Origin of the sequence: Streptomyces sp. NPDC020917, from assembly GCF_044333795.1 — a bacterium.
GTDB lineage: Bacteria > Actinomycetota > Actinomycetes > Streptomycetales > Streptomycetaceae > Actinacidiphila.
In genome coordinates this window covers 150,958-172,447 of the sequence record NZ_JBIRRR010000008.1, presented here as the reverse complement: position 1 = coordinate 172,447, position 21,490 = coordinate 150,958, and the positions used below count along the sequence as shown (strand labels likewise).

The 21,490-nt window shown below is 70.6% G+C and carries 21 protein-coding genes and 1 tRNA gene; 11 read left to right on the top strand and 11 right to left on the bottom strand.

Annotated elements, in window-relative coordinates; translation table 11 throughout:
- Nucleotides 1-144: 144 nt before the first annotated feature.
- Nucleotides 145-552: a hypothetical protein gene (locus tag ACH4TG_RS19615; RefSeq protein ID WP_398243614.1), complete on the top strand. Its 408-nt coding sequence runs from the start codon at nucleotides 145-147 to the stop codon at nucleotides 550-552.
- Between the two features lie 61 nt (nucleotides 553-613).
- On the opposite strand, the gene ACH4TG_RS19610 is transcribed toward ACH4TG_RS19615, so the two are convergent.
- Entirely contained in the window at nucleotides 614-871 is a 258-nt protein-coding gene (locus tag ACH4TG_RS19610; RefSeq protein WP_398243613.1) for a hypothetical protein, read from the bottom strand.
- 113 nt (nucleotides 872-984) lie between these two features.
- On the opposite strand from ACH4TG_RS19610, the gene ACH4TG_RS19605 reads away from it, so the two are divergent.
- On the top strand, nucleotides 985-2,154 hold the full coding sequence (locus ACH4TG_RS19605; RefSeq protein WP_398243612.1) for a PLP-dependent cysteine synthase family protein: 1,170 nt from the start codon (nucleotides 985-987) through the stop codon (nucleotides 2,152-2,154).
- Nucleotides 2,155-2,204: 50 nt separating this feature from the next.
- Entirely contained in the window at nucleotides 2,205-3,413 is a 1,209-nt protein-coding gene (locus ACH4TG_RS19600) for a low temperature requirement protein A (protein WP_398243611.1), read from the top strand.
- Nucleotides 3,414-3,461: 48 nt separating this feature from the next.
- Here ACH4TG_RS19600 and ACH4TG_RS19595 read toward each other — a convergent pair whose 3' ends face one another.
- Both ACH4TG_RS19595 and ACH4TG_RS19590 read right to left on the bottom strand, forming a co-directional pair.
- A complete protein-coding gene (locus ACH4TG_RS19595) occupies nucleotides 3,462-4,133 on the bottom strand; it encodes a VIT family protein (protein ID WP_398243785.1) in 672 nt (223 codons plus the stop codon).
- A 187-nt stretch (nucleotides 4,134-4,320) separates the two neighbouring features.
- Nucleotides 4,321-5,316: an RNA polymerase sigma factor RpoD/SigA gene (locus ACH4TG_RS19590; protein WP_398243609.1), complete on the bottom strand. Its 996-nt coding sequence runs from the start codon at nucleotides 5,314-5,316 to the stop codon at nucleotides 4,321-4,323.
- Nucleotides 5,317-5,512: 196 nt separating this feature from the next.
- Here ACH4TG_RS19590 and ACH4TG_RS19585 point away from each other — a divergent pair, with 196 nt between their 5' ends.
- From ACH4TG_RS19585 to ACH4TG_RS19575, 3 genes are all read left to right on the top strand, one after another.
- Nucleotides 5,513-6,037 carry a GNAT family N-acetyltransferase gene (locus ACH4TG_RS19585; protein WP_398243608.1) on the top strand — a complete coding sequence of 175 codons (525 nt, stop codon included), beginning with the start codon at nucleotides 5,513-5,515 and terminating at the stop codon, nucleotides 6,035-6,037.
- A gap of 96 nt (nucleotides 6,038-6,133) precedes the next feature.
- Nucleotides 6,134-6,916, top strand: coding sequence for a dioxygenase (locus ACH4TG_RS19580; RefSeq protein WP_398243607.1), 783 nt, complete (start codon nucleotides 6,134-6,136; stop codon nucleotides 6,914-6,916).
- Nucleotides 6,917-6,935: 19 nt separating this feature from the next.
- Nucleotides 6,936-7,544 (top strand): hypothetical protein, encoded by a 609-nt coding sequence (locus ACH4TG_RS19575; protein WP_398243606.1) that lies wholly within the window; start codon nucleotides 6,936-6,938, stop codon nucleotides 7,542-7,544.
- A 181-nt stretch (nucleotides 7,545-7,725) separates the two neighbouring features.
- Here the strand turns inward: ACH4TG_RS19575 and ACH4TG_RS19570 are convergent, their stop codons facing one another.
- Complete coding sequence (locus ACH4TG_RS19570; RefSeq protein ID WP_398243605.1) at nucleotides 7,726-9,234, bottom strand: MFS transporter; 1,509 nt, start codon at nucleotides 9,232-9,234, stop codon at nucleotides 7,726-7,728.
- A 264-nt stretch (nucleotides 9,235-9,498) separates the two neighbouring features.
- Nucleotides 9,499-10,140 (bottom strand): TetR/AcrR family transcriptional regulator, encoded by a 642-nt coding sequence (locus ACH4TG_RS19565; protein WP_398243784.1) that lies wholly within the window; start codon nucleotides 10,138-10,140, stop codon nucleotides 9,499-9,501.
- 224 nt (nucleotides 10,141-10,364) lie between these two features.
- Between ACH4TG_RS19565 and ACH4TG_RS19560 the strand changes: the two genes are divergently transcribed.
- On the top strand, nucleotides 10,365-10,850 hold the full coding sequence (locus tag ACH4TG_RS19560; protein ID WP_398243604.1) for a MarR family winged helix-turn-helix transcriptional regulator: 486 nt from the start codon (nucleotides 10,365-10,367) through the stop codon (nucleotides 10,848-10,850).
- Between the two features lie 21 nt (nucleotides 10,851-10,871).
- Here the strand turns inward: ACH4TG_RS19560 and ACH4TG_RS19555 are convergent, their stop codons facing one another.
- Both ACH4TG_RS19555 and ACH4TG_RS19550 read right to left on the bottom strand, forming a co-directional pair.
- Nucleotides 10,872-11,708 (bottom strand): ABC transporter ATP-binding protein, encoded by an 837-nt coding sequence (locus tag ACH4TG_RS19555; protein WP_398243603.1) that lies wholly within the window; start codon nucleotides 11,706-11,708, stop codon nucleotides 10,872-10,874.
- A 110-nt stretch (nucleotides 11,709-11,818) separates the two neighbouring features.
- Nucleotides 11,819-13,357 (bottom strand): MFS transporter, encoded by a 1,539-nt coding sequence (locus ACH4TG_RS19550; RefSeq protein ID WP_398243602.1) that lies wholly within the window; start codon nucleotides 13,355-13,357, stop codon nucleotides 11,819-11,821.
- A gap of 556 nt (nucleotides 13,358-13,913) precedes the next feature.
- Here ACH4TG_RS19550 and ACH4TG_RS19545 point away from each other — a divergent pair.
- Complete coding sequence (locus ACH4TG_RS19545) at nucleotides 13,914-15,218, top strand: hypothetical protein (RefSeq protein WP_398243601.1); 1,305 nt, start codon at nucleotides 13,914-13,916, stop codon at nucleotides 15,216-15,218.
- Nucleotides 15,219-15,321: 103 nt separating this feature from the next.
- On the opposite strand, the gene ACH4TG_RS19540 is transcribed toward ACH4TG_RS19545, so the two are convergent.
- Complete coding sequence (locus ACH4TG_RS19540; RefSeq protein WP_398243600.1) at nucleotides 15,322-15,930, bottom strand: FMN reductase; 609 nt, start codon at nucleotides 15,928-15,930, stop codon at nucleotides 15,322-15,324.
- Nucleotides 15,927-17,024 (bottom strand): LLM class flavin-dependent oxidoreductase, encoded by a 1,098-nt coding sequence (locus tag ACH4TG_RS19535; RefSeq protein WP_398243599.1) that lies wholly within the window; start codon nucleotides 17,022-17,024, stop codon nucleotides 15,927-15,929. Before ACH4TG_RS19535 ends, ACH4TG_RS19540 begins: the two co-directional genes overlap by 4 nt.
- 243 nt (nucleotides 17,025-17,267) lie before the next feature.
- On the opposite strand from ACH4TG_RS19535, the gene ACH4TG_RS19530 reads away from it, so the two are divergent.
- Nucleotides 17,268-17,340 (top strand) — tRNA-Arg (locus tag ACH4TG_RS19530).
- A gap of 107 nt (nucleotides 17,341-17,447) precedes the next feature.
- Here ACH4TG_RS19530 and ACH4TG_RS19525 read toward each other — a convergent pair.
- Nucleotides 17,448-18,800: a ricin-type beta-trefoil lectin domain protein gene (locus ACH4TG_RS19525; RefSeq protein WP_398243597.1), complete on the bottom strand. Its 1,353-nt coding sequence runs from the start codon at nucleotides 18,798-18,800 to the stop codon at nucleotides 17,448-17,450.
- A 294-nt stretch (nucleotides 18,801-19,094) separates the two neighbouring features.
- On the opposite strand from ACH4TG_RS19525, the gene ACH4TG_RS19520 reads away from it, so the two are divergent.
- A complete protein-coding gene (locus ACH4TG_RS19520; protein ID WP_398243596.1) occupies nucleotides 19,095-20,093 on the top strand; it encodes a pseudouridine synthase in 999 nt (332 codons plus the stop codon).
- A 31-nt stretch (nucleotides 20,094-20,124) separates the two neighbouring features.
- On the opposite strand, the gene ACH4TG_RS19515 is transcribed toward ACH4TG_RS19520, so the two are convergent.
- Nucleotides 20,125-20,922 (bottom strand): VOC family protein, encoded by a 798-nt coding sequence (locus ACH4TG_RS19515; protein WP_398243595.1) that lies wholly within the window; start codon nucleotides 20,920-20,922, stop codon nucleotides 20,125-20,127.
- 236 nt (nucleotides 20,923-21,158) lie between these two features.
- Between ACH4TG_RS19515 and ACH4TG_RS19510 the strand changes: the two genes are divergently transcribed.
- On the top strand, nucleotides 21,159-21,407 hold the full coding sequence (locus ACH4TG_RS19510; protein WP_398243594.1) for a hypothetical protein: 249 nt from the start codon (nucleotides 21,159-21,161) through the stop codon (nucleotides 21,405-21,407).
- Nucleotides 21,408-21,490: the final 83 nt, after the last annotated feature.

Sequence of the window (21,490 nt, the reverse complement as noted above, 5' to 3'; positions counted from 1 at the left end):
GAACGCGTCGCCACGCACACGGCGCCCACGCCTTACACGCCACCGCGGTGGGAGATCCCTGACTTCCCACCCATCCGCGCAGGCGGACGAGGCGGCAGACGCCTGCTACGACGGGCCGTGCGACGGCGACGACGGCCGATCGCCATGGGTCTGGCCTTGGCCGCCGCTGCGCTGCTGGTCTCCGCCGCCAATGGTGCCGCTCCCCGTCCGGTGACCGCCGTCCCGCAGCGGCCGACGGCCCCCACCCCGCCGCGACCGCGCCACGAAGTACTCGTGCGGGCACCGATCCGCATCGCGGACGCGGCCGCGGCTCATCTTCTGCGCCCCGGCGACCGGGTGGACGTCCTGGCCGCTGCCCGCGTGGTGGCGGCCGGGGCGACCGTGGTCGAGGTGCCGGCCGACGCGGACGAGGCTTCGGCCCTGTCCGCAGCTCACGACGGCGTCGGGACCGGAGTGGGCGGCGCGCTGGTAGTGGTCAGCGTGCCTCGCGGCACTGCGGCAGCGCTCTCGGGCGCAGCGGCTGCGTCACCTCTGGCGGTGGCACTGTGCTGAACGAACTCGCGCAACTGGCAGCAAGCGCCTGGAAGCGTCTGGAGAAGGCCGCCGAGCGCGTTCAGAGGTGGTGGGGCGGCTTCTCGTTGAGGAACCGCCTGAAGTCGTCGTCCGCGGAGTCGGAGAACGATTCGCCCCAGCCCCGGTCGGTGTCGTCGGAGGACGGGCGGTTCAACGGATCGTCGAACACCAGCGCCGAACCGCTCTGCCCCGAGCCGGTCGCCGCAACGGACGACTGCGTGGAGTCCGCCTTCGCGCCTTCCGAGGCGTCCGCGGGTGCGGCGTCGGTCGTGCCCTCGGGTTCGTCGGCGGTGGTCATGCCCCCAGGGTACGGCGGGGCGGCGGATCATCGTCCGTCTGGCCTCCCCAAGGAGGTGTACGGAGATACCCCAAGTGTCCGTTTGAGGCAGCCAGGCGGATATACCTGGCCTCATGGAATCCCCGAAGGAGCCGACGCAGCCCCCGGTACCGGCACCCGCGGTCGCGGAGGTACTGGACATCGACCGAAGCGACCTCGAGTACCGCCGCTGGTTGAGCGAGGCTGTGGCGAAGGTCCATGCCGACGCCAACCGGTCCGCCGATACCCATTTGCTGTCAGTTCCGCTCCCGGCGGACTGGGGCGTCGACCTCTATCTGAAGGACGAGTCGACGCATCCGACGGGCTCCCTGAAGCACCGGCTCGCCCGCTCACTGTTCCTCTACGCCCTGTGCAACGGCTGGATCCGCCCCGGCCGCCCGGTGATCGAGGCGTCCAGCGGGTCTACGGCCGTTTCGGAGGCGTACTTCGCCCGGCTGATCGGTGTCCCCTTTGTGGCCGTGATGGCACGTGGGACGGTACGGGCCAAGGTGGAGCTGATCGAGTTCCAGGGGGCCAGCTGTCACCTGGTGGACGACGCGTCCGAGGTGTACGAGACAGCGGCCCGGCTCGCCCTGGAGACCGGCGGGCACTACATGGACCAGTTCACGTACGCGGAGCGGGCGACGGACTGGCGGGGCAACAACAACATCGCCGAGTCGATCTTCCGGCAGATGGCGGAGGAGCGGCATCCCGTCCCGACGTGGATCGTGGCGACGGCCGGGACGGGCGGAACTTCGGCGACGTTGGCCCGCTACGTCCGCTACGCGCAGGCGACCACGGGGATCTGCGTGGCCGACCCGGAGAACTCGGCGTTCTTCCCGGGCTGGCGGGACGGCGATCCCTCGGCGACGACCGGTACGGCTTCGCGGATCGAGGGGATCGGCCGGCAGCGGGTGGAGCCGAGCTTCGTCCCCGGAGCGATCGACCGGATGATGCGGGTGCCGGACGCGGCGTCGATCGCCGCCGTCCGCGTCCTGGAGCGCCTCCTGGGGCGCCGGGCGGGGGCGTCCACCGGGACCGGTCTGTGGGCGGCCTTCCGGATCATCTCGGAGATGCGTGAACGCGGCGAGCACGGCAGCGTGGTGGGGCTGCTGTGCGACCCGGGTGAGCGCTACGTCGAGAAGTACTACTCCGACGCCTGGTTGGCGTCGCAGGGCATCGCCATCGGGCCTTACGTGAGGCAGTTGAACGACTTCCTTCGCAGCGGCGAACTGGCAGGTCCGGAGCCCGACAGGTCGAACTAACATGCGCGTTGAGGTGCGTGCAGGGCGCCTGCTGGCCCAAGGTGTCCTGCATGAGCCATTCCACGCCCAGTTCTCCCAGGCCCGGCGCTCGTACCGGTGATGCCCTGAGGAGGATGACCGCCCGCAGCCGCGACGAGGAGCATCGCGCGTCGACGCCGCTGGAGTTGTTCTTCGATCTGTGTTTTGTCGTTGCTGTGGCGCAGGCGGGACGGCGCCTCGTGCACGCCATCGCCGAGGGCGACGCAGGGCACGGGGTGTCGGGCTATCTGATGGTGTTCTTCGCCATCTGGTGGGCCTGGATGAACTTCTCGTGGTTCGCCTCCGCCTATGACACGGACGACGTGCTCTACCGGGTGACCACGCTGGTGCAGATCGTGGGCGTGCTGATTCTGGCGGCCGGAGTCCCGCGCGCATTCGACGCAAGCGACTTCCAGCTCGTGGCGATCGGGTACGCGGTGATGCGCCTGGCCCTGGTGACGCAGTGGCTGCGAGCGGCGCACGACGCCCAGGGTGAGGACGCGGCCGGTGCCCGGGCGACCGCGGTGCGCTATGCGATCGGGGTGACGCTCTGCCAGGTGGGCTGGATGGCGTTGCTGCTGCCGCACGGAGCGCCACCTGTGTGGGCGTTCCTGGTGCTGGTGGTCGCCGAACTCGCCGTGCCTCCGTTGGCGGAGCGCACCGCGCCCACGTCATGGCATCCGCATCACATCGCGGAGCGGTACGGGGGGTTCACGATCATCGTCCTGGGCGAGTCCGTCTCCGCCGCCACGGTCGCGGTGCAGTCGGCCGTCGACGAGCACAACGCCTTGGGTGCGCTGCTGCCGATCGCGGCCGGTGGTCTGCTCATCGTCTTCTCGGCCTGGTGGATCTACTTCGCCGTGCCCATCCACGACTACCTGGTGTCCAATCGCGAGGCGTTCCTGTGGGGCTACGGCCACTACGCGGTGTTCAGTTCGGCCGCGGCGATCGGCGCGGGTCTGGAGATCGCGGTGGAGCAGGCCGTCGGTTCCGCGGACATCTCGACGCGGGCGGCCGCATGGTCGGTGACCATCCCGACCGCGGTCTTCCTGTTCACCGTGTGGCTTCTCCACTCGCGGCACAGCAAGCACGGCGTTGCCCAGCAACTCACTCTTCCGGTGGCGGCGTTGTGTGTCCTCGCCTGTACGTGGACGGGAACTCACGCCGTGCTGTGGACCGGGCTGGTGTGTGCGGCGGCCGTGGCGGTCGGGGTGTCCTTGCAGGCGCGTGAGGTCGTTTGACCGTCATGCGCGGGGAATCGGTTTCGCAGCGGCGGCCGCCGCTGTGCGTCAGACCCCGGCAGCTCCGAGGAGCACCCCCACCGCGTAGGTGACGGCCATGGCGATGGCGCCGCCGGCGGTGTTGCGGAGGACGGCGGGGCGGGCCGAGGCGCCGCCCAGGCGCGCGCTGATCCAGCCGCAGCCGACCAGGGCGATGAGGACGGACACGACGGTCACCGGCAGCCGCCAGTGGTTCGGCGGCAGCACGATCGCGAGCAGCGGCAGGAGCGCGCCGACGGTGAAGGAGACGAAGCTGGCCCAAGCGGCATGCCAGGGGTTGGCGAGTTCCTCGGGGTCGATGCCGAGTTCCACGCGGGCGTGGGCGCCCAGCGCGTCGCGTTCGGTCAGTTGCTCGGCGACCTCGCGGGCGAGGTGGTGGCTGATGCCGCGGTCCTGGAGCAGGCCGGTGAGTTCGTCGAGTTCGGCCTGCGGGGTGGTGGCGAGCTCCTCGCGCTCCAGGGCGAGGGCGGCTTCCTCGGAGTCCCGCTGGGTGCTCACCGACACGTACTCGCCGGCCGCCATCGACAGCGATCCGGCGAGCAGGCCCGCGAGTCCCGCGGTCAGCAGAGCGGACCGCGACTCGGTGGCCCCGGCGACGCCGACGACCAGGCCGGCGGTGGAGACCACGCCGTCGTTGGCTCCCAGCACGGCGGCGCGCAGCCAGTTCAGCCGGGTGCCCATGCCGTCGTGGTGCGGTTCGTGGGGGTGGCGGCCGGGCGGTCCCGCCGCACCGCCGGGCTGGGGGTCGTCGTTCATGTGATGCAGCGTCTCACCTGGCGCCCCGGGGGAGGTGTCCGGACAGGCCGAACCCCGGCGCGGGGGGGATGCACCGGGGTTCGGGTCTGTGGGGCCTGGGCGGGCCGCCGGGTCAGGCGGCTTCGTAGTCCAGGCCGGTGGCGCGCGCCATGCGCTTGAGGTCGGCGAGGGCGTGCTTCTCGATCTGGCGGATGCGTTCGCGGGTCAGGCCGTGTTCCTTGCCCACCTCGGTGAGGGTCCGCTCGCGGCCGTCCACGATCCCGTAGCGGGCGCGGATGATGGACGCGGTGCGGTCGTCGAGGCGGTCGATGAGCCCGTCGAGCTCCTCGCGCCGCAGCATGACGAGCACGGAGTCCTCCGGGGAGGGTGCCGCGCCGTCCTCGACGAGGTCGCCGAACTCGGTTTCGCCCTCGGCGTCGACGGACATGTTCAGCGACACGGGGTCGCGTGCCCAGTCCAGGACGTCGGCGACGCGCTCCGGGGTGGAGCTGAGCTCGGCGGCGATCTCCGCGGGCTCGGCGTCGCGGCCGTTCTCCCGGTTGAACTCGCGCTGGACGCGCCGGATGCGGCCGAGCTCCTCGACGAGGTGCACGGGCAGCCGGATGGTGCGCGACTGGTCGGCGATGGACCGGGTGATGGCCTGGCGGATCCACCATGTCGCATAGGTGGAGAACTTGAAGCCCTTGGCGTAGTCGAACTTCTCGACGGCGCGCACCAGGCCGGCGTTGCCCTCCTGGATCAGGTCCAGGAGCGGCAGCCCGCTGCGCGGGTAGCGCCGGGCGACGGCGACGACGAGACGGAGGTTGGACCTGATGAAGACGTCCTTGGCGCGCTCACCGGCCGCCACGAGGGCTTCGAGTTCCCCGCGGTCGGCGTCGGCGCCCGCGTCGGCGGGCAGGTCGTTCTCGGCGGCCAGGATGCGCTCCGCGTACACGCCCGCTTCGATGTCCCGGGACAGCTCGACCTCCCTGGCGGCATCGAGCAGCGGTGTGCGCGCGATCTCGTCCAGGTACATGCCGACGAGGTCACGGTCCGCGACCTCTCCGCCTGCGGCGCGAACGCTGCTGGTCCCGCCTGCGTTACGACGGGCGACGGCACGGGTTGCCATGCGAGCTCCCTTACGAAGGTGCGTGCGGTCTGTGTCGGTATGGGACGCTGTTCGAGCTCCTGCGGTGTGCAGTCCCTCTTGCCTTCCGGCTGCCCCATCCGATCGAGATAACGACTGGAAACCGGACACAATTCCCAAGTCGTCACCTGTTTTTTATGATCATGCAGTACCCTGTGCCGCCACACAGAGAGGTCGAATGGTGTCGGATCGTATAGAAGTGCAGGTCAGTCCGGGTGAAGAGGGGGATCTGGCCGCCCTGACGGAGCTCTACAACCACTACGTCCGTGAGACGGCGATCACGTTCGACGTCACTCCCCTCACGCCCGACGAGCGCCGGCCGTGGCTGCTCTCCCACCCGGAAGACGGCCCCCATCGCCTTCTGGTTGCCCGGGAGGCCGGTTCACCGGAAAAGATCCTGGGATACGCGACGAGCAGCCCCTTCCGCCCGAAGGCCGCCTACGCGACGTCGGTGGAGACGACCATCTACCTGGCACCCGACGCGGGCGGCCGCGGTATCGGCACCCTGCTCTACAAGCAGCTTTTCGAGGCGCTCGCGAGTGAGGACGTGCACCGCGCGTACGCGGGGATCGCTCTTCCCAACGAGGCGTCGATCCGCCTGCACCGCCGCTTCGGGTTCGAGCAGATCGGCGTGTACGGCGAGGTGGGGCGGAAGTTCGGCGCCTATCACGACGTCGCGTGGTTCGAGAAGCGGCTGACTTGAGCCCCGCGCTGGGGCGGACCTCCAGCACTTCTTGAAGGTTCAAGCAAATCTGCGTTATCGTCGCACTACGCTTGAAACTTCAAGGAGGCTCCCGCGATGACCACAGCGACACCGGAGCGGATGCCGGCTCTCTACCTCTCGCACGGCGCCCCGCCGCTCGCCGACGACCCCGTATGGCCCGGCGAGCTGGCCGCCTGGGCGGCCGGCCTGCCCCGCCCCAAGGCGGTGCTGATGGTCTCGGCGCACTGGGAAGAGGCACCGCTGGCCATCGGCGCGACCACGACCGTGCCCCTGGTCTACGACTTCTGGGGCTTCCCCGAGCACTACTACCAGGTGACCTACGCGGCACCCGGGGCTCCTGAGCTGGCGCAGTCCGTGCGCAAGCTGCTGGGCGGCGCCGGCCACGCCGTGCAGGACGTACCCGACCGCGGCCTCGACCACGGCGCCTATGTCCCCCTGGTGGAGATGTACCCGGAGGCGGACATCCCGGTGCTGCAGGTGTCGATGCCGACGCTCGAGCCCGAGGAGCTGTTCCGTATAGGGCGCCGGCTGGCCCCCTTGCGCGACGAAGGTGTGCTCATCATGGGGAGCGGCTTCTTCACCCACAACCTGGCCGCGCTTCGGCACTCCGGCGGTGTGCCCAGCTGGTCCGCGGAGTTCGACGACTGGGGGCACCGCGCCCTGGACGCCCAGGACATCGACGCGCTGCTGGACTTCGAGCACGCCTCGCCCGCAGGCCACCTGGCGCATCCGCGGACCGAGCACTTCGCCCCGCTGTTCGTTACGCTCGGCGCTGCCGAGTCGGATCTCGGCAGCCAGCGCAGCATCATCGACGGTTTCTGGATGGGCCTCGCCAAGCGCTCCGTCCAGCTCGGCTGAACAGGAAGACACCCCCCTCATGCAGAAGCGACGCATCGCGATCGGCGTGGCCGTCCTGGCCGGAGCCGTGACCCTGGCCGCGTGCGGCTCGAACGACAAGAAGGCGAGCGACTCCGCGACCTCCCCCGCGTCCGACAGCAAGCCGGCCGCTTCCTCGGTCGCGTGGCCCGCGCCCGCCGACGCTTCGGCACAGGTGAAGGCCGCTGGTCTGCCGATGCTCGGGCAGGAGGGGCAGGTCCTGCACATCCACAGCCACCTCGACGTCTACGTGGACGGCAAGCAGGTGACCGTCCCCGCAGACATCGGCATCGACCTGAACAAGCAGCAGATCAGCCCGCTGCACACGCACGACACCTCCGGTGTGGTGCACATCGAGTCGCCGGTGAAGGCCGACTTCACCCTCGGCGAGTTCATGACCGAGTGGAACGTGCCGATCACCAAGGACAGCCTCGGCCCGCTGAAGACGGGCGGCGGCAAGGAGCTGCACGTCTACGTCAACGGCAAGGAGCAGTCCGGTGACCCGGCGGCGCTGAAGCTCGCGGCGCACGACGAGATCGCGGTCGTCTACGGTTCGCCCGCCACCAAGGTGCAGGTGCCCACCTCCTACAACTGGCCGCAGGGCCTGTAGCGGCAGGCGCCGGCACGCGGGCCGTCCGCCCCGGGACGGCCGCGCCACGACGAACGGCAGGTCCCCGCCCCTCCGGCTGAACCGGAGCGGCGGGGACCTGCCGTCTTCTCGTACCCACGTGGTGGCGCGCTCCCGCGGCGCCACCACGTCAGGACCGGTCCGGTCCTGTCACCCGTGCGTGTCAGTGCGCGATGACCGGCACCGCGACGTCCTCGATCGACTCGTCGCCCTCGGCGCGCTCGGGGTTGTTCTGCACCGAGGCGTTGATGAGGGTGAAGGCCAGGACGGCCGACACGAGCAGGATGCCCATCGCCCAGTAGATGGCGACGGAGTAGCCGTGCACGGCGGCCTCGTTGACGAACACCTTGTTCTTGAGGTCGCCCGGGCTCTTCAGGTGGCCGGTGATCCACGAGGTGGTGGCGCTGGCCGCCAGGGTGTTCAGCAGCGCGGTACCGATCGAACCGCCCACCTGCTGCGAGGTGTTGACCATGGCGGACGCGACACCCGCGTCCTCCGGCCGCACCCCGTGGGTGGCGAGGCTCATCGCCGGCATGAACGCCGTACCCATACCGAGGCCCATCAGGACCAGGCCGGGCAGCAGGATCGCGGCGTAGCTGGAGTCGACCTTGATCTGCGCCAGGATGCCCATACCGACCGCGGCGACCAGGAAGCCGGGCGCCATCAGGTAGCGCGGGCGGACCCGCAGCATCAGACGCGTGCCGATCTGCGTGGAGCCGACGATCATGCCCGCCACCATCGGCAGGAAGGCGAACCCGGACTTCAGCGCCGAGTAGCCCATGACGGTCTGCAGGTAGTACGTCAGGAACAGGAACAGGCCGAACATGCCGATGACGGCCAGACCCAGCGACAGGTAGATACCACCGCGGTTGCGTTCGGTCACGACGCGCAGCGGCAGCAGCGGGGCCTTGACACGGCTCTCGACCAGCACGAACGCGACGAGCAGGACGCCGGCGGCGACGAACAGGCCGACCGTCAGGCCGGCACCCCAGCCGTCGGACTCGGCACGGCTGAAGCCGTACACCAGGGAGACCAGGCCGGCGCTGGCGAGGATCACGCCGGGGACGTCGAGGCGGTTGCGGTTGCGGCCCTGTGCGGGCTCGTTGATGAACAGGCCGGCGCCGATGATGGCGGCGGCGGCGAAGGCGATGTTGACAAAGAGCGCCCAGCGCCAGTTCAGGTACTCGGTCAGGACACCGCCGAGGATCAGGCCGACGGCCGCACCGGCACCGGCGATGGCGCCGTAGATGCCGAACGCCTTGGCGCGCTCCTTCGCGTCGGTGAACATCACCGCGAGCAGCGACAGGGCGGCGGGCGCCAGGAGCGCGCCGAAGACACCCTGCAGGGCGCGGGCACCGAGCAGCATCGAGGTGTTCACCGCGGCGCCGCCGATGGCGGAGGCCGCGGCGAAGCCGAACAGGCCGACGATGAAGGTGTTCTTGCGTCCCCACAGGTCGGCCACGCGACCGCCGAAGAGCAGCAGGCCACCGAAGGCGAGGGTGTAGGCCGTGACGACCCACTGGCGGTTGCCGTCGGAGATACCCAGGTCGGCCTGGGCGGACGGCAGTGCGATGTTCACGACGGTCGCGTCGAGGACGACCATCAACTGGGCGATCGCGATGAAGATCAGCGCGGTCCACCGCTTTGGATCGGGCTTGAGCGTTTCAGGCATAACTGGTCTCACTAAAGGGATGCGGAGTGACAGGACGTGGGGACGTGTGTCAGCGAGTTCGTCCGGCGGGGGATCGGAACCTGGATCCGCTGCCGGCGTCCGGGAGGACGAGCGGTCTTCTCTGACGTCGGTGGCTTCTCGGGTCGTGATCGGCCTCTTGTCGGATCGGCCCTGTAGCGGGTGACCTGATCCGGTGACGCCGACGGAGTGCGCCGTTGACGAAGTCGTCAACGCTACAACCCGACGGGCGTGACGTGCGAACGGTTAACGGCTGGCTTGCAGATCCTCCAGAGTCGCGGCGGTCCCCACGAGCACCGACCGCGCCGGCGCGCGGAGCCCGTCGAGGAAGAGTTGCAGGTGCCGGTGGACGAATCGGTCGAAGCTCACGCAGCCGGTGCCCGGCAGCGGCCGGGTCAGCTGGGTGAGTGCGACCATCAGGTCGCCGACGGCGATGTCGGGACGCAACTGGCCGGCGCGCTGGGCGCGGTCGACGATGGCGTTGATCGCGCTTTCCATGCGCTGCACCTGGCCTGCGACCTCGGGGTCCGCGTGGTCGAAGGCCTCTGAGAGCATGGGGCACAGGGCGCCGATACGTTCCTCCGCCGCCTCGAAGACGAAGCGGTAGAGGGCGGCGAAGGCGTCGGGTTCCTCGGCGAGGGCGTCCTCCGCCCGCTGGGCGGTGCGTGCCATCACCGACAGCGTGACCTGGCGGATGAGTTCGCAGCGGTCGCTGAAGTGGCGGTAGAGGGTGGCGTTGCCGACGCCGGCCCGCCGGGCCACCTCGTCGAGCGGGACGTCCGGTCCGAACTCCACGAGCGCCTCGGTCGCCGCGGCGACGATCCGCTCGCGGTTGCGGGAGGCATCGGCGCGAAGCCGCGCCGTGCGTGGCTTGGCTGCGGTGTCCATGTCGGTCATCACGGCGGGCTCCCTTCCGCTGGTCGGTTGTCTCGGCGCGGCTCCCGGGTGAGAGCCACGTCACGTGAAACGGAAAACGAATCCCCGTTTCGCGCGGTCGTATGACTAAACGGGGAGCGGGTCCCCGGATATTTCCCGCTCATAAGGTGACCTGCATCACACGGCAGAGTGACCGCCGGTGGTATTTTATTGAAGCTTCAAGAAGTGGCTCTATCATGAACACCATGAGATGGCTGACAGAAGACGAGCAGGCGGCATGGCGAGCGTTTCTGCAGGCCACCACGCTTCTCGAAGACCACCTCGACCGGCAGCTGCAGCGGGACGCCGGCATGCCGCACATGTACTACGCACTGCTCAGCACACTTTCCGAGACGCCCGGGCGCCGGATGAGGATGACCGAGCTGGCGCAGCAGACGAAGATCACCCGGTCGCGGCTGTCCCACGCGGTCACCCGCCTGGAGGGCAACGGCTGGCTGCGCCGCGAGAGCTGCCCGTCCGACCGCCGCGGTCAGATCGTGGTCCTGACCGACGAGGGCTACGAGGAAGTGGTGCGCACCGCGCCCGGCCATGTCTCGGCCGTGCGTGCCGCGATCTTCGACCGGCTCACCAGCGAGCAGACCGCCCAGCTCACCGAGATCTCGCGGATCATCGCCGACGGCCTGCACGGGCCCGAGGGCAATGACGTGCCCTGGCTGCGCTGACCGATTCCCCAGGGGCCGTACTCAGTGGCGCCCGGATCGGGCCAGCCACCGCCCCTCGTGCCGGCTCACCTCGATCGGCCGCCCGAAGCACGCCGACATCCACTCCCCCGTCAGCGCCTGCTCCGCGGGCCCCGCGGTCAGCACCCGGCCCTCCTTCAGCAGCAGCACATGCCCGATGGCAGGTGACAGCTCCTCCAGGTGATGGGTGACGGTGATCGTCGCCAGACCCGTACGGGTGACTGCGAGCCCGTGCATGGCGTCGATCAGATCTTCACGCGACGGCAGGTCGAGGGCGTTGAACGGCTCGTCGAGCAGCAGCAGCGACGGATCGGCCATCAGTGCCCGCGCCACCAGGATGCGGGCGCGCTGGCCGCCGGAGCAGACGCCGAAGGCGCGGTCGGCGAGGTCCTTGATCTCCAGCTCGGCGAGGAGCGCGTGGGCGCGGTCGCGCACCTCGGAGTCGTATTTTCGCCAGAGCGGCTGCACAGTGCCGGTATGACCGGTCAGTACGACAGTATGCGCGGTCGCGTCCTGCGGGACCTTCTGCGCGGAGGACACCAGCCCGATGCGGGCGCGCAGTTCGCGCATGTCGACCTGGCCCAGGCGGTGGCCCAGCACCTCGACGGTTCCGGTGGTGGGGTGCATCAGCGCGCCGATCAGCCGCAGGACCGTCGTCTTGCCCGCGCCGTTGGCCCCGAGTAGCGCCCAGTGCTCGCCGGACCTCACGGTCCAGGTGATGTCGTCGAGGATGACCTGGCCGGTGGTGTAGCGCCGCACGCTCGCGCCCTCGAGCGCGGCCACGGCTGCCGGTGCCGGCGTGCTGCCGCCGGAGGCGGCGTCCGTCCCGTTGGCTGTCATGCCGGAACGATAGCTGTATGGGGCATGTTGCATCGGCGTGTTCCGGCATGCGGATGGGCCGGCAACACACCGCCCGCTCCCCGGCGCCGACCGGGAAGCGGGACGGCGGCTCACATGGCGGCCGGTGTCCGTTCCTCGCTGTCCTCGGGGCTCGCCTGGATCCTCGGCTTGCCCCGCCGGAACAGCAGGAACGTGATGACGGAGCCGGCTGCGAAGAACGCCGCCGACCACCAGTAGGCGACGGTGTAGCTGTGCAGCTGCGCCTGGGCGGCCACGGCCGGTGTCGGCTGCCTGCCGACCAGGTAGCTGGCGGCGGCCGTCGTGGCGAGGGAGTTGAGCAGCGAGGTGCCGACCGAGCCGCCGACCTGCTGGCTGGTGTTGACCATCGCCGAGGCGACACCCGAGTCGCTGGGCCGCACCCTCGCGGTGGCGAGGTTCATCGAGGTGGCGAAGACCATGCCGAGACCGAGGCCGAGCAGCAGCAGGGGCGGCATGATGTGCGCGAAGTAGGTGCTGTTGGCATTGAGCGAGGTCAGCCACGCCATGGCACCGCCCGCGAAGAGCATGCCGGTCGGCACGATGGGTTTGGCGCCGACTCTGGGCAGCAGCGAGTTCTGCACGGTCATGGACGCGGCGACCAGCACGGCGACCATGGGCAGGAACGCCAGCCCCGTCTTGATCGGCGAGTAGAACAGGGTCCGCTGCATGTAGTACGTCAGGAACAGGAAGACGCCGAACATGCCCGCGCCGGACAGGAACATCGCCAGGAACGACGCCGCGCGGTCCCGGTCGCCCACCACCCGCAGGGGTAGCAGCGGATGCCTGGTGCGCCCTTGCCACAGCACGAAGGCCAGTAGCAGGACGACGCCGGCCAGCAGGAATCCCCATGTGCTGGGCGTGGTCCAGGAGTGGCGCTGCACGTTGGAGAAGCCGTAGACGATGCAGAACAGGCCGGACGTGACCATCAGGGTGCCGGGCACGTCCAGGGTCGGACGGTCCGGTGGCGCGCCGGCGCGCAGCAGCCGCCATCCGCCGACGAACGCGGCGGCGGCGAAGAGCAGGTTGACGTACAGGCACCAGCGCCAGTCCAGGTACTCGGTGAGGATGCCGCCGAGCAGCAGGCCGACCGCGGCTCCGGCGCCGGCGATCGCGCCGTAGATGCCGAACGCCTTCGCCCGCTCCCTGGTGTCGGTGAAGGTCGTGGTCAGCAGGGACAGGGCTGCGGGCGCGAGGACCGCGCCGAAGGCGCCCTGGGCCGCGCGGGCGGTGACCAGCACTTCGAAGCTGGGAGCCGCACCGCCGACGGCGGAGGCGAGGGCGAAGCCGACCAGGCCGACCAGGAACGTCGTCTTGCGGCCGAGGAGGTCGGCGAGCCGCCCGCCGAAGAGCAGCAGCGAGCCGAACGCCAGCGCGTACGCGGTGATGATCCACTGGCGGTTGCCGTCGGAGAAGCCGAGCGCCTTCTGCGCCGACGGCAGCGCGATGTTCACGATCGTCGCGTCGAGCACCACCATGAGCTGCGCGGTGCCGACGACGACAAGCACCCACCACCGGTGGTCCGGGGGGCCCGTATCGCTCTTTACCCCGGCCTTCCGGGTATCGCGTCCCAGGTGGCCGGTTGCGGAGCTGTCCTGCGTGCTGCGGACCATGGCATGCGTCTCCCTCGGCACGACTTCGCCCCCCCGCAGTCCCACGCTAGGCGCAGGTCAGCACCTCCGCCATGTGGGGGAAGTCCGGCTGCGGGGCCTGGCCGCGGGCCCTCGGCAGGGCGGGCGGCAAGCTGCGGGCGGGGCGCGGCGGACAGGCCGAGGAGCTGCCGGCGACCGGTCCCCGAAACCGGCCGCGGCGGCAGCTCCTCCGTTCCGCGGTCTCCCGCACCGGCCGTCTGCCCGGGCCGCGGGAGATCACCCGCGACCGTCATCGGACGACCGTCCCAGGTGGCGATGACGGTCACGGAGTGTTCGGCCGCACCGCTGAGGTACGGCTCGGACACAACGATGAGTAACCAACCATTCCGTACGGCTAACTCGCCGTCACCCGGTTGGCGTGACCCGATGAGCACATCATCACCGGCAGGTGTAGGCCGACCGGCGTGCCCACATCCCGTGCAGGCGCCCATACGCAGTAGCACCGCGCGCGATCCGCGCCCCGGGGCCGTTTTCTGATGAACACAGGACCGGAGAACCGCATGAGGGGAGTACGCGTATGGCCACCCCTGCCGACGTGCCCCCGGATGACGGTCCGGAGGGCCGCGGCCCGCTGGACGATGACGAGCGGGCGGAACTGGCCGCCCTGCGCAAGCGGGTCACCCCCCGGCATCGCTGGCGCTCGTTCCTGTCCGCGGTCCTGATCATCGTGGCCGCGGTGCTCGCGCCGCTGAGCGCGGTGGCGGTGTGGGTGGCCGACGAGATGGCGAACACCGACCGCTACGTCGCGACGGTCGCGCCGCTGGCCAAGCAGCCCGACGTCCAGGCGGCGGTCACCGATCGGGTGACCGACGCGATCATGACGAAGGTCGACCTGCACGCGCTGCTGTCCAACGTCACGCCGTCGGACCGCCCGCGGCTGGAGGCCGCGCTGGGGACGCTGCGCGGCCCGATCACCAGCGGCATCAAGGACTTCGTGCACCAGACGGTGGCCACCTTCGTGGCGTCCGACACCTTCGCCCGGCTGTGGACGCAGCTGAACCGCCAGGCGCACGCCGCGTTCACAGGGGCTCTGACCGGCAACAGCAACACCGCCCTGCAGGTGCGCGGCGACGAGGTGGTGCTGAACCTGGCCCCGGTGGTCGATCAGGTCAAGCAGCAGCTGGTCCAGCGAGGGCTGGGCGTCGCGGCGCACATCCCGGCGGTGAACACCGACTTCGTCCTGGTGAAGTCCGACGATGTGAAGAAGGTCAAGACCGGGTTCCGGATCCTGGAGCTGGCCGGGAACTGGCTGCCGCTGATCACCGTGGTGCTGGCGGCCGCCGGCGTGCTGCTGGCTGCGCGGCGGCGGAGGGCCCTGGTGACCGCGGCGCTGGCCGTGGCCGCCGGGGTCGCGGTCCTCGGCATCGGGCTGTCGGTGTTCCGCGTCATCTACCTGAACCATCTGCCGGCGAACACCAACGAGCCAGCGGCCGGCGCGGTCTACGACCAGCTGATCCGATTTCTGCGGCTGACCGTTCGGATGGTGATCGTCCTGGGCGTGGTCGTGGCCGTCGGCGCCTGGCTGAGCGGGCCGGGGCGGTGGGCGCGGCGGGTCCGCGACGTGTGGGAGTCGGGGATCGCGGCCGTGCGCCAAGGGCTGGGGATCACGTCGCTGGGTCCGGTCGGGCGCTGGGTGCACCGCTACCGGTACGCGCTGCAGTGGGCGGTCGTGGCGGTGGCCGTCATCGTGCTGCTGGTGTGGTCGTACCCGACCGGGCTGGTCATCTTCTGGATCGCGCTGGTGGCCGTGGTGGGCATGGCGATCATCGAGTTCCTCGACGACCGCGGGCGACCGCCACCCGAAGAGGTGACAGCGGCGTAGCCGGCGCCGCGCACCTCACCCGCACGAGCGAGCGGGCCGCCGCAGCAGCCCGCTCGTCACTCGTCCGGGTGGCCGGCACCTACAGGTCGCCCCGCGCGCGACGTCACTCCTGCGCGGCCAGCGCCGCCAGCTGCTGGGCGAACGGCACCACCGCTTCCTCGGCGTCCGCGTGCTCCGGACGCGCCTCGACCAGCGCCGCCAGTTCCCGCGCGGCACGGTCGATGCGGCCGGCGAGGGCGTCGTCGCCGCCCGTCCCCCAGTCCTCGGACGCGGCGTAGACGGCGGTCGGCACCACCACGGCCCGCAGGTAGGCGAACAGCGGGCGCATGGCGTGCTCCAGCACCAGGGAGTGCCGGGCGGTGCCGCCGGTCGCGGCGATCAGCACCGGAGTACCCGCCAGTGCATCTTTGTCGACAATGTCGAAGAACGACTTGAACAGGCCGCTGTAGGAGCCGGTGAACACCGGGGTGACCGCGATCAGCCCGTCGGCGGCGGTGACCGCCTCGACGGCGTCGCGCAGCCGCGGCCCGGGGAAGCCGGTGACCATGTTCTGCGCGATCTCGTTCGCCAGCTCGCGCAGCTCGATCACCCGCACCTCGGTGGTCAGCTCGCCCGTGTGCTGCCGGGCGGCGGCGGCCAGCCGGTCGGCCAGCAGCCGCGTCGACGACGGGCGGCTGAGCCCCGCGGTGACCGCGACCAGCGTCTTCGTCATGCCTGAGCCTCCTGCAGTTCTGCGTCGCGCCGGGCCACCAGCGCCTCGTGGGTGGGTCCGTCCGGCACCTCGGCCGGCCGTCCCTTGGCGAACTCCTCGCGCAGCACCGGCACGACCTCCTCGCCGAGGATGTCGAGCTGCTCCAGGACGGTCTTCAGCGGGAGACCCGCGTGGTCCATCAGGAACAGCTGCCGCTGGTAGTCGCCGAAGGACTCGCGGAAGGCCAGCGTCTTCTCGATGACCTCCTGGGGGGAGCCCACGGTGAGCGGGGTCTGGTCGGTGAACTCCTCCAGCGACGGGCCGTGCCCGTAGACGGGCGCGTTGTCGAAGTAGGGCCGGAACTCGCGCACCGCGTCCTGCGAGTTCTTCCGTATGAACGCCTGGCCGCCGAGTCCGACGATCGCCTGCTCCGGCGTGCCGTGCCCGTAGTGCGCGAACCGGTCGCGGTACAGGTCGATCAGCCGCTTGAAGTGCTCCTTGGGCCAGAAGATGTTGTTCGCGAAGAAGCCGTCACCGTAGTAGGCGGCCTGCTCGGCGATCTCGGGGCTGCGGATCGAGCCGTGCCAGACGAACGGCGGCACGCCGTCCAGCGGGCGCGGGGTCGAGGTGAAGGACTGCAGCGGGGTGCGGAACCGGCCGGCCCAGTCCACGACGTCCTCGCGCCACAGCTTGTGCAGCAGCGCGTAGTTCTCCACGGCCAGCTCGATGCCCTGGCGGATGTCCTTGCCGAACCAGGGGTAGACCGGGCCGGTGTTGCCGCGGCCCATCATCACGTCGACGCGGCCCTCCGCCAGATGCTGCAGCATCGCGAAGTCCTCGGCGATCTTCACCGGGTCGTTCGTCGTGATGAGCGTGGTCGACGTGGACAGGATCAGATGATCGGTGCGCGCGGCGATGTAACCGAGCATCGTCGTAGGAGACGACGGTACGAAAGGCGGATTGTGGTGCTCGCCGGTCGCGAAGACGTCGAGGCCCACCTCTTCCGCCTTCTGCGCGATGGCGACCATCGCCTTGATCCGCTCGTGCTCGCTCGGCGTGCGCCCGTTGGTGGGGTCGGTCGTCACGTCGCCGACCGTGAAGATCCCGAACTGCATCCTTCTCACCCGTCCCATTTGGTTGACCATTCAACCACCTCAACCGAGGCACCCGCCCTGCTATTCCAGCCTGGCCCTTGTCACTGTCCGCGACCGATCGCTCACCCTTGACATGCGGGCCCGGAGCGCCGTGCGCCGCCTCCGGACCCCCGTCCACGGCCCGGCGGCGTATCACCCGCCTCGGCGGATCGGCGCAGCCGGTACACTGTCGACGCGTGATCAGCCACGGCTGGACGCATCCCCGCCCCAGTAGCTCAGGGGATAGAGCACAGCTCTCCTAAAGCTGGTGTCGCAGGTTCGAATCCTGCCTGGGGCACGTTGCCGATCGACATGCGGAAAGCCCGCACCCTCCAGGGTGCGGGCTTTCGCGTGCGGTCCGCGGCCGGGCCCGGGTTCGGGCGCCCGGCCCGGCCGCGGGCCGGGTCAGGAGGGCAGGTTCCAGACCTGGTTGGCGCCGCCCGTGCAGTCCCAGATCTGGACCTGGGTGCCGGGTGTGGTGGACCAACCGGTGTCGTCCAGGCACTTGTTGGACTGCGGGTTGTACAAGGACCCGTTGGACTGCGGGATCCACACCTGTGATCCGGTGCTGTTGCAGTCGTAGAGGTCGACGGCTGTCCCGTTGGCGGTGCCGGCCGCGTACACGTCCAGGCACTTGCCGAGGACGTGCAGGGTGCTGCCGGCCTCGACGACGGTCCACTGCTGGGCCCCCGTGCCGTTGCACGTGTAGACCTGGATCGGGTTGTAGTTGGCGGTGCTGGAGGAGCGGTCGTCCAGGCACAGGCCGCCGTAGCCGGTGATGGCCTTGCCGTTGCCGGGCGGCGGGTTGCCGCCGCCACCGGAGGTGCTGTACGCCGCCACGTAGCCGACGCTCATCGTCCCGCCGGAGGTCGTCGCCCCGCTCGGCGAGGTGCAGCCGCACACGCCGTTGGGGAAGCCGCCGCCCATGGCGAGGTCAAAGATGATCATCATGTTGTGGTCGAACGCCTGCTGCCAGGTGGAGGCGCCGACCTGGCCCTCGGTGACGGTGAAGTACGCCGAGCCGTCCAGGTAGAAGGTGATCGACTCGGCCGAGGTGTTCGTGCGGTCCAGGATCATCGAGTACGTGTGGAAGCCGCTCTGGCAGCCGGAACAGCCGCGCAGGCCGCTGCCGATGCCGTTGCCCTCGTTGCACACGCCGCCCGGGTAGGTGCCGCAGTGGACCGTGCCGGCCACCTGGGACAGGGCGTTGACGTCCTCCATGATGTCGATCTCGCCGTTCTCCGGCCACTGGCCGGAGCCCAGCATCCAGAACGCGGGCCAGTACCCGAGGCCGTTGGCCGGGGAGGGCTGCTGGATCGACGCGGTGACCTGCAGCTTGCCGCCGGCCGGCGCACCCACCAGGGCGGTGGGCGTGTGAATGCGGCCCGACGTCCAGTTGCTGCCGCTGCCCAGGGCGGTGATGTTCAGGTGGCCGTTGCCGTCAAGGTGGACGTTGCTGGTCGAGTTGGTCATGGTCTCGATCTCACCGGTGCCGAAGTTCGAGCCGGGGCCGGTGTCGTACGTCCACTTCGAGCTGTTGGGGGCACTGCCCGAGGCGCCGGAGAAGTCGTCGCTGAAGACGGTCGACCAGCCGGACGGCGGCGCCGGGACGGTGACGGCCTGCGCGGTGGGGGCCTCGGCGCCGAACAGGGCGACGGCGCCGAGCGCGGCCGCCAGGGCGAGAGTGCGCCACCGCCGGACCAGCGAGGTCAGGCGTGCGGCGCCGGGATGGGGGGACCTTCGTGCGTGATCGGACATGGCCGGCTCCGGGTGATGGGTCGACGGCAGCACCGGGCTGCGTCCAGGTGGGGGTGTGGGACTGACCGACAACGATTGAAGTCGTGTACACGCCAACACGTCAAGAGAGCGCTCTCATCCGACTTCGGAGATCAACGGAACCGCAGGTCGGACGCGTAGCCTTGACGGCGCGCGAGGCGTAGGCCGCGGCGGCGGGACGACCCTGCGCGGCATACAAGACGTGCACGTACGAAACGCGTACGTACGAAACGCGTACGGAAGCACCGGGGGCACGGGAAGAGGGCGAGCGGGATCGTGGCGCACAGGCCGCGGCGGAAGGCGCCGCCCGCACCGCTGGAGCAGCGCGCGGGCATCGACCCCGTGCGGCTGCGGCTGCCCGGCGACGGCTCCTGGCCGACGATCCGCGACTTCCTGCTCGACCACTACGGCACGACGGTGGGCCGGCCGCGGCTGGACGCGATGCTCGTGGACGGCCGGTTCGTCACGCAGGACGGTCCGGTGGACGCGGGCACCCCGTACCGGGCGGGCGGCTGGGTGTGGTTCCACCGGGACCTGGAACCCGAGCGGCCGGTGCCCTTCCCCGTCGGGGTCGTGTACCGGGACGAGCGGATCGTCGTCGCGGACAAGCCGCACTTCCTGGCCACCACGCCGCGCGGTCGGCACGTCACGGAGACGGCGCTGGCCAGGCTGCGCCGGGACCTCGGCCTGCCGCAGCTGTCACCCGCGCACCGGCTGGACCGGCTGACCGCGGGCCTCGCGCTGTTCGTGGTCCGCCCGCAGGACCGCGGGGCCTACCAGACGCTGTTCCGGGACCGTCGGGTGCGCAAGGAGTACGAGGCGGTGGCCGGGTACGACCCGGAGGTGGCGCTGCCGCGGACCGTGCGCAGCCGGATCGTCAAGGACCGCGGGGTGATCGCGGCGCACGAGGAGCCGGGCCCGCCGAACGCGGAGAGCCGGGTCGAGCTGCTGGCGCACCGCGGCGGGCTGGGCCTCTACCGGCTGCTGCCCGCGACCGGCCGCACCCACCAGCTGCGGGTCCACATGAACGCGCTGGGCCTGCCGCTGCTCAACGACCCCGTCTACCCGCGGGTGCTGCCCGAGCGGGCCCCTGAGGACGAGGACTTCGACCGGCCGCTGCAACTGCTCGCGCGCGCCCTGGAGTTCACCGACCCGCTCGGCGGCGGGCAGATGCGGTTCGAGAGCGCGCGCGAGCTGACGGCGTGGACCGGGACCGCGGCGACCGGCACGGCCGGCGGGAGCGGTGAGGCGCCCGCCGGACCCGGGGTCGTCTGACGTTCCACCGGCCTGATGGCCAGACGTTCCGTCAGGAGGCGGAGCCCTGGGGCGGCTCGGGGCTGAGGACGGCGAAGAACGCGCCCTCGAGGTCCCGGAGGAGGGCGATGCGCCCGATACCCTGCATGTCGGTGGCGGGCATCAGCACCGCGGCGCCCTTCTCGGCGGCCTTGGCCACCACACCGTCGCAGTCGGCGACCGCGAAGTACGGCTGCCAGTAGGCGGTTCCGTCGGGGAGCAGGTCGGGGGCGAGCTGCAGGATGCCGCCGTGCGAACCCTCCTGGCCGCCGCCGGCGCGGGAGACGACGTGGTAGGTGCCGGCGTTGTCGGGCAGCGGCATGCCGATGCTGTCCCAGTGGAAGACCGCCTGGTAGAACGCCTTGGCCTGCTCGGCGTCCGGCGTGTACAGCTCGGTCCAGCACAGGGCGCCGTCGCCCACGTGGTCGAGCCCCTTGTTGGAGCGCGGCTCCCACACGGCGAAGTCGGCGCCGGTCGGGTCGGTGTAGCCGGCGAGGCGGCCCTGGTCGAAGACGTCCATCGGCGCGAACCGGACGCTGCCGCCGGCCTGTTCGACGGTCTTGGTGGTCGCGTCGGCGTCGGCCGTCTCGAAGTACACGGTCCAGGCCGACGTGGCGTTCTCCTGCAGCGGGCCGAGTGCGGCGACCGTCTTCCCGCCCAGCTGGAACATGCCGTAGCCGCCGGCGTCCGGGCCCGCGGACTGGAACTCCCAGCCGAACAGGGCCTTGTAGAACGCTGCTGCCGCGTCCGTGTCGCGGCTGCCCAGGTCGACCCAGCTGGGTGCGCCGGGCACGTAGTCGGTGGTGAGCATGGTGCCGTCCTCCATGGCTGTGCGTGAGCTGTCCGCGCCGTGCGCGGTCTGGCGTGGTTGTGGCGGATTCGGACGCTGTGTCCTCTCTCACATCCAGCATGGCAGCAGGCACCGACGGTCGCCGGGCACGCCGTGGTCTTCGCAGGTCCGGGGCCGTGCCGGCGCGTACGGGCCCGGCCACACGCCGTGGCGAAACGGATTCGGGATTGTCAGTGGGTCGCCCTAGGGTGGTTCACATGTTTGGGGGAAGTCTCGATCAGGCGAACGCCGATGAGCCGACGACGGCAGCTGCCGCGGCGCACTCGGCGAACGCGGTCCTGCGCGCGTACGTGCAGGAGCACGGCGACCGGCCGTGGACGGCGGAGGAGCTCACGGAGCTGGCGCGGCTGCGCGCGGTGTGGACGGCGGCCGTGCGCGGCGTCCGTGTGGAGATACGACCGGTGTCCGGCCCCGTCAACGGCTCAGCCGTGGTGACCGCTGCTTGAAGGGATGAGTGAGCCCGGCCGATCCGGCCCGGGACACGGCGGCGCCGGGACACGCGGCCCGCGAGCCCGGGAGGCCCCTCCTC

What these genes read in the sequence shown, in the direction of transcription:
- ACH4TG_RS19615 (WP_398243614.1), top strand. Translation starts at nt 145, where the DNA reads ATGGGTCTGGCCTTGGCCGCCGCTGCGCTGCTGGTCTCCGCCGCCAAT.
- ACH4TG_RS19610 (WP_398243613.1), bottom strand. Translation starts at nt 871, where the DNA reads ATGACCACCGCCGACGAACCCGAGGGCACGACCGACGCCGCACCCGCG.
- ACH4TG_RS19605 (WP_398243612.1), top strand. Translation starts at nt 985, where the DNA reads ATGGAATCCCCGAAGGAGCCGACGCAGCCCCCGGTACCGGCACCCGCG.
- ACH4TG_RS19600 (WP_398243611.1), top strand. Translation starts at nt 2,205, where the DNA reads ATGAGCCATTCCACGCCCAGTTCTCCCAGGCCCGGCGCTCGTACCGGT.
- ACH4TG_RS19595 (WP_398243785.1), bottom strand. Translation starts at nt 4,133, where the DNA reads ATGGGCACCCGGCTGAACTGGCTGCGCGCCGCCGTGCTGGGAGCCAAC.
- ACH4TG_RS19590 (WP_398243609.1), bottom strand. Translation starts at nt 5,316, where the DNA reads ATGGCAACCCGTGCCGTCGCCCGTCGTAACGCAGGCGGGACCAGCAGC.
- ACH4TG_RS19585 (WP_398243608.1), top strand. Translation starts at nt 5,513, where the DNA reads ATGGTGTCGGATCGTATAGAAGTGCAGGTCAGTCCGGGTGAAGAGGGG.
- ACH4TG_RS19580 (WP_398243607.1), top strand. Translation starts at nt 6,134, where the DNA reads ATGACCACAGCGACACCGGAGCGGATGCCGGCTCTCTACCTCTCGCAC.
- ACH4TG_RS19575 (WP_398243606.1), top strand. Translation starts at nt 6,936, where the DNA reads ATGCAGAAGCGACGCATCGCGATCGGCGTGGCCGTCCTGGCCGGAGCC.
- ACH4TG_RS19570 (WP_398243605.1), bottom strand. Translation starts at nt 9,234, where the DNA reads ATGCCTGAAACGCTCAAGCCCGATCCAAAGCGGTGGACCGCGCTGATC.
- ACH4TG_RS19565 (WP_398243784.1), bottom strand. Translation starts at nt 10,140, where the DNA reads ATGGACACCGCAGCCAAGCCACGCACGGCGCGGCTTCGCGCCGATGCC.
- ACH4TG_RS19560 (WP_398243604.1), top strand. Translation starts at nt 10,365, where the DNA reads ATGAACACCATGAGATGGCTGACAGAAGACGAGCAGGCGGCATGGCGA.
- ACH4TG_RS19555 (WP_398243603.1), bottom strand. Translation starts at nt 11,708, where the DNA reads ATGACAGCCAACGGGACGGACGCCGCCTCCGGCGGCAGCACGCCGGCA.
- ACH4TG_RS19550 (WP_398243602.1), bottom strand. Translation starts at nt 13,357, where the DNA reads ATGGTCCGCAGCACGCAGGACAGCTCCGCAACCGGCCACCTGGGACGC.
- ACH4TG_RS19545 (WP_398243601.1), top strand. Translation starts at nt 13,914, where the DNA reads ATGGCCACCCCTGCCGACGTGCCCCCGGATGACGGTCCGGAGGGCCGC.
- ACH4TG_RS19540 (WP_398243600.1), bottom strand. Translation starts at nt 15,930, where the DNA reads ATGACGAAGACGCTGGTCGCGGTCACCGCGGGGCTCAGCCGCCCGTCG.
- ACH4TG_RS19535 (WP_398243599.1), bottom strand. Translation starts at nt 17,024, where the DNA reads ATGCAGTTCGGGATCTTCACGGTCGGCGACGTGACGACCGACCCCACC.
- ACH4TG_RS19525 (WP_398243597.1), bottom strand. Translation starts at nt 18,800, where the DNA reads ATGTCCGATCACGCACGAAGGTCCCCCCATCCCGGCGCCGCACGCCTG.
- ACH4TG_RS19515 (WP_398243595.1), bottom strand. Translation starts at nt 20,922, where the DNA reads ATGCTCACCACCGACTACGTGCCCGGCGCACCCAGCTGGGTCGACCTG.
- ACH4TG_RS19510 (WP_398243594.1), top strand. Translation starts at nt 21,159, where the DNA reads ATGTTTGGGGGAAGTCTCGATCAGGCGAACGCCGATGAGCCGACGACG.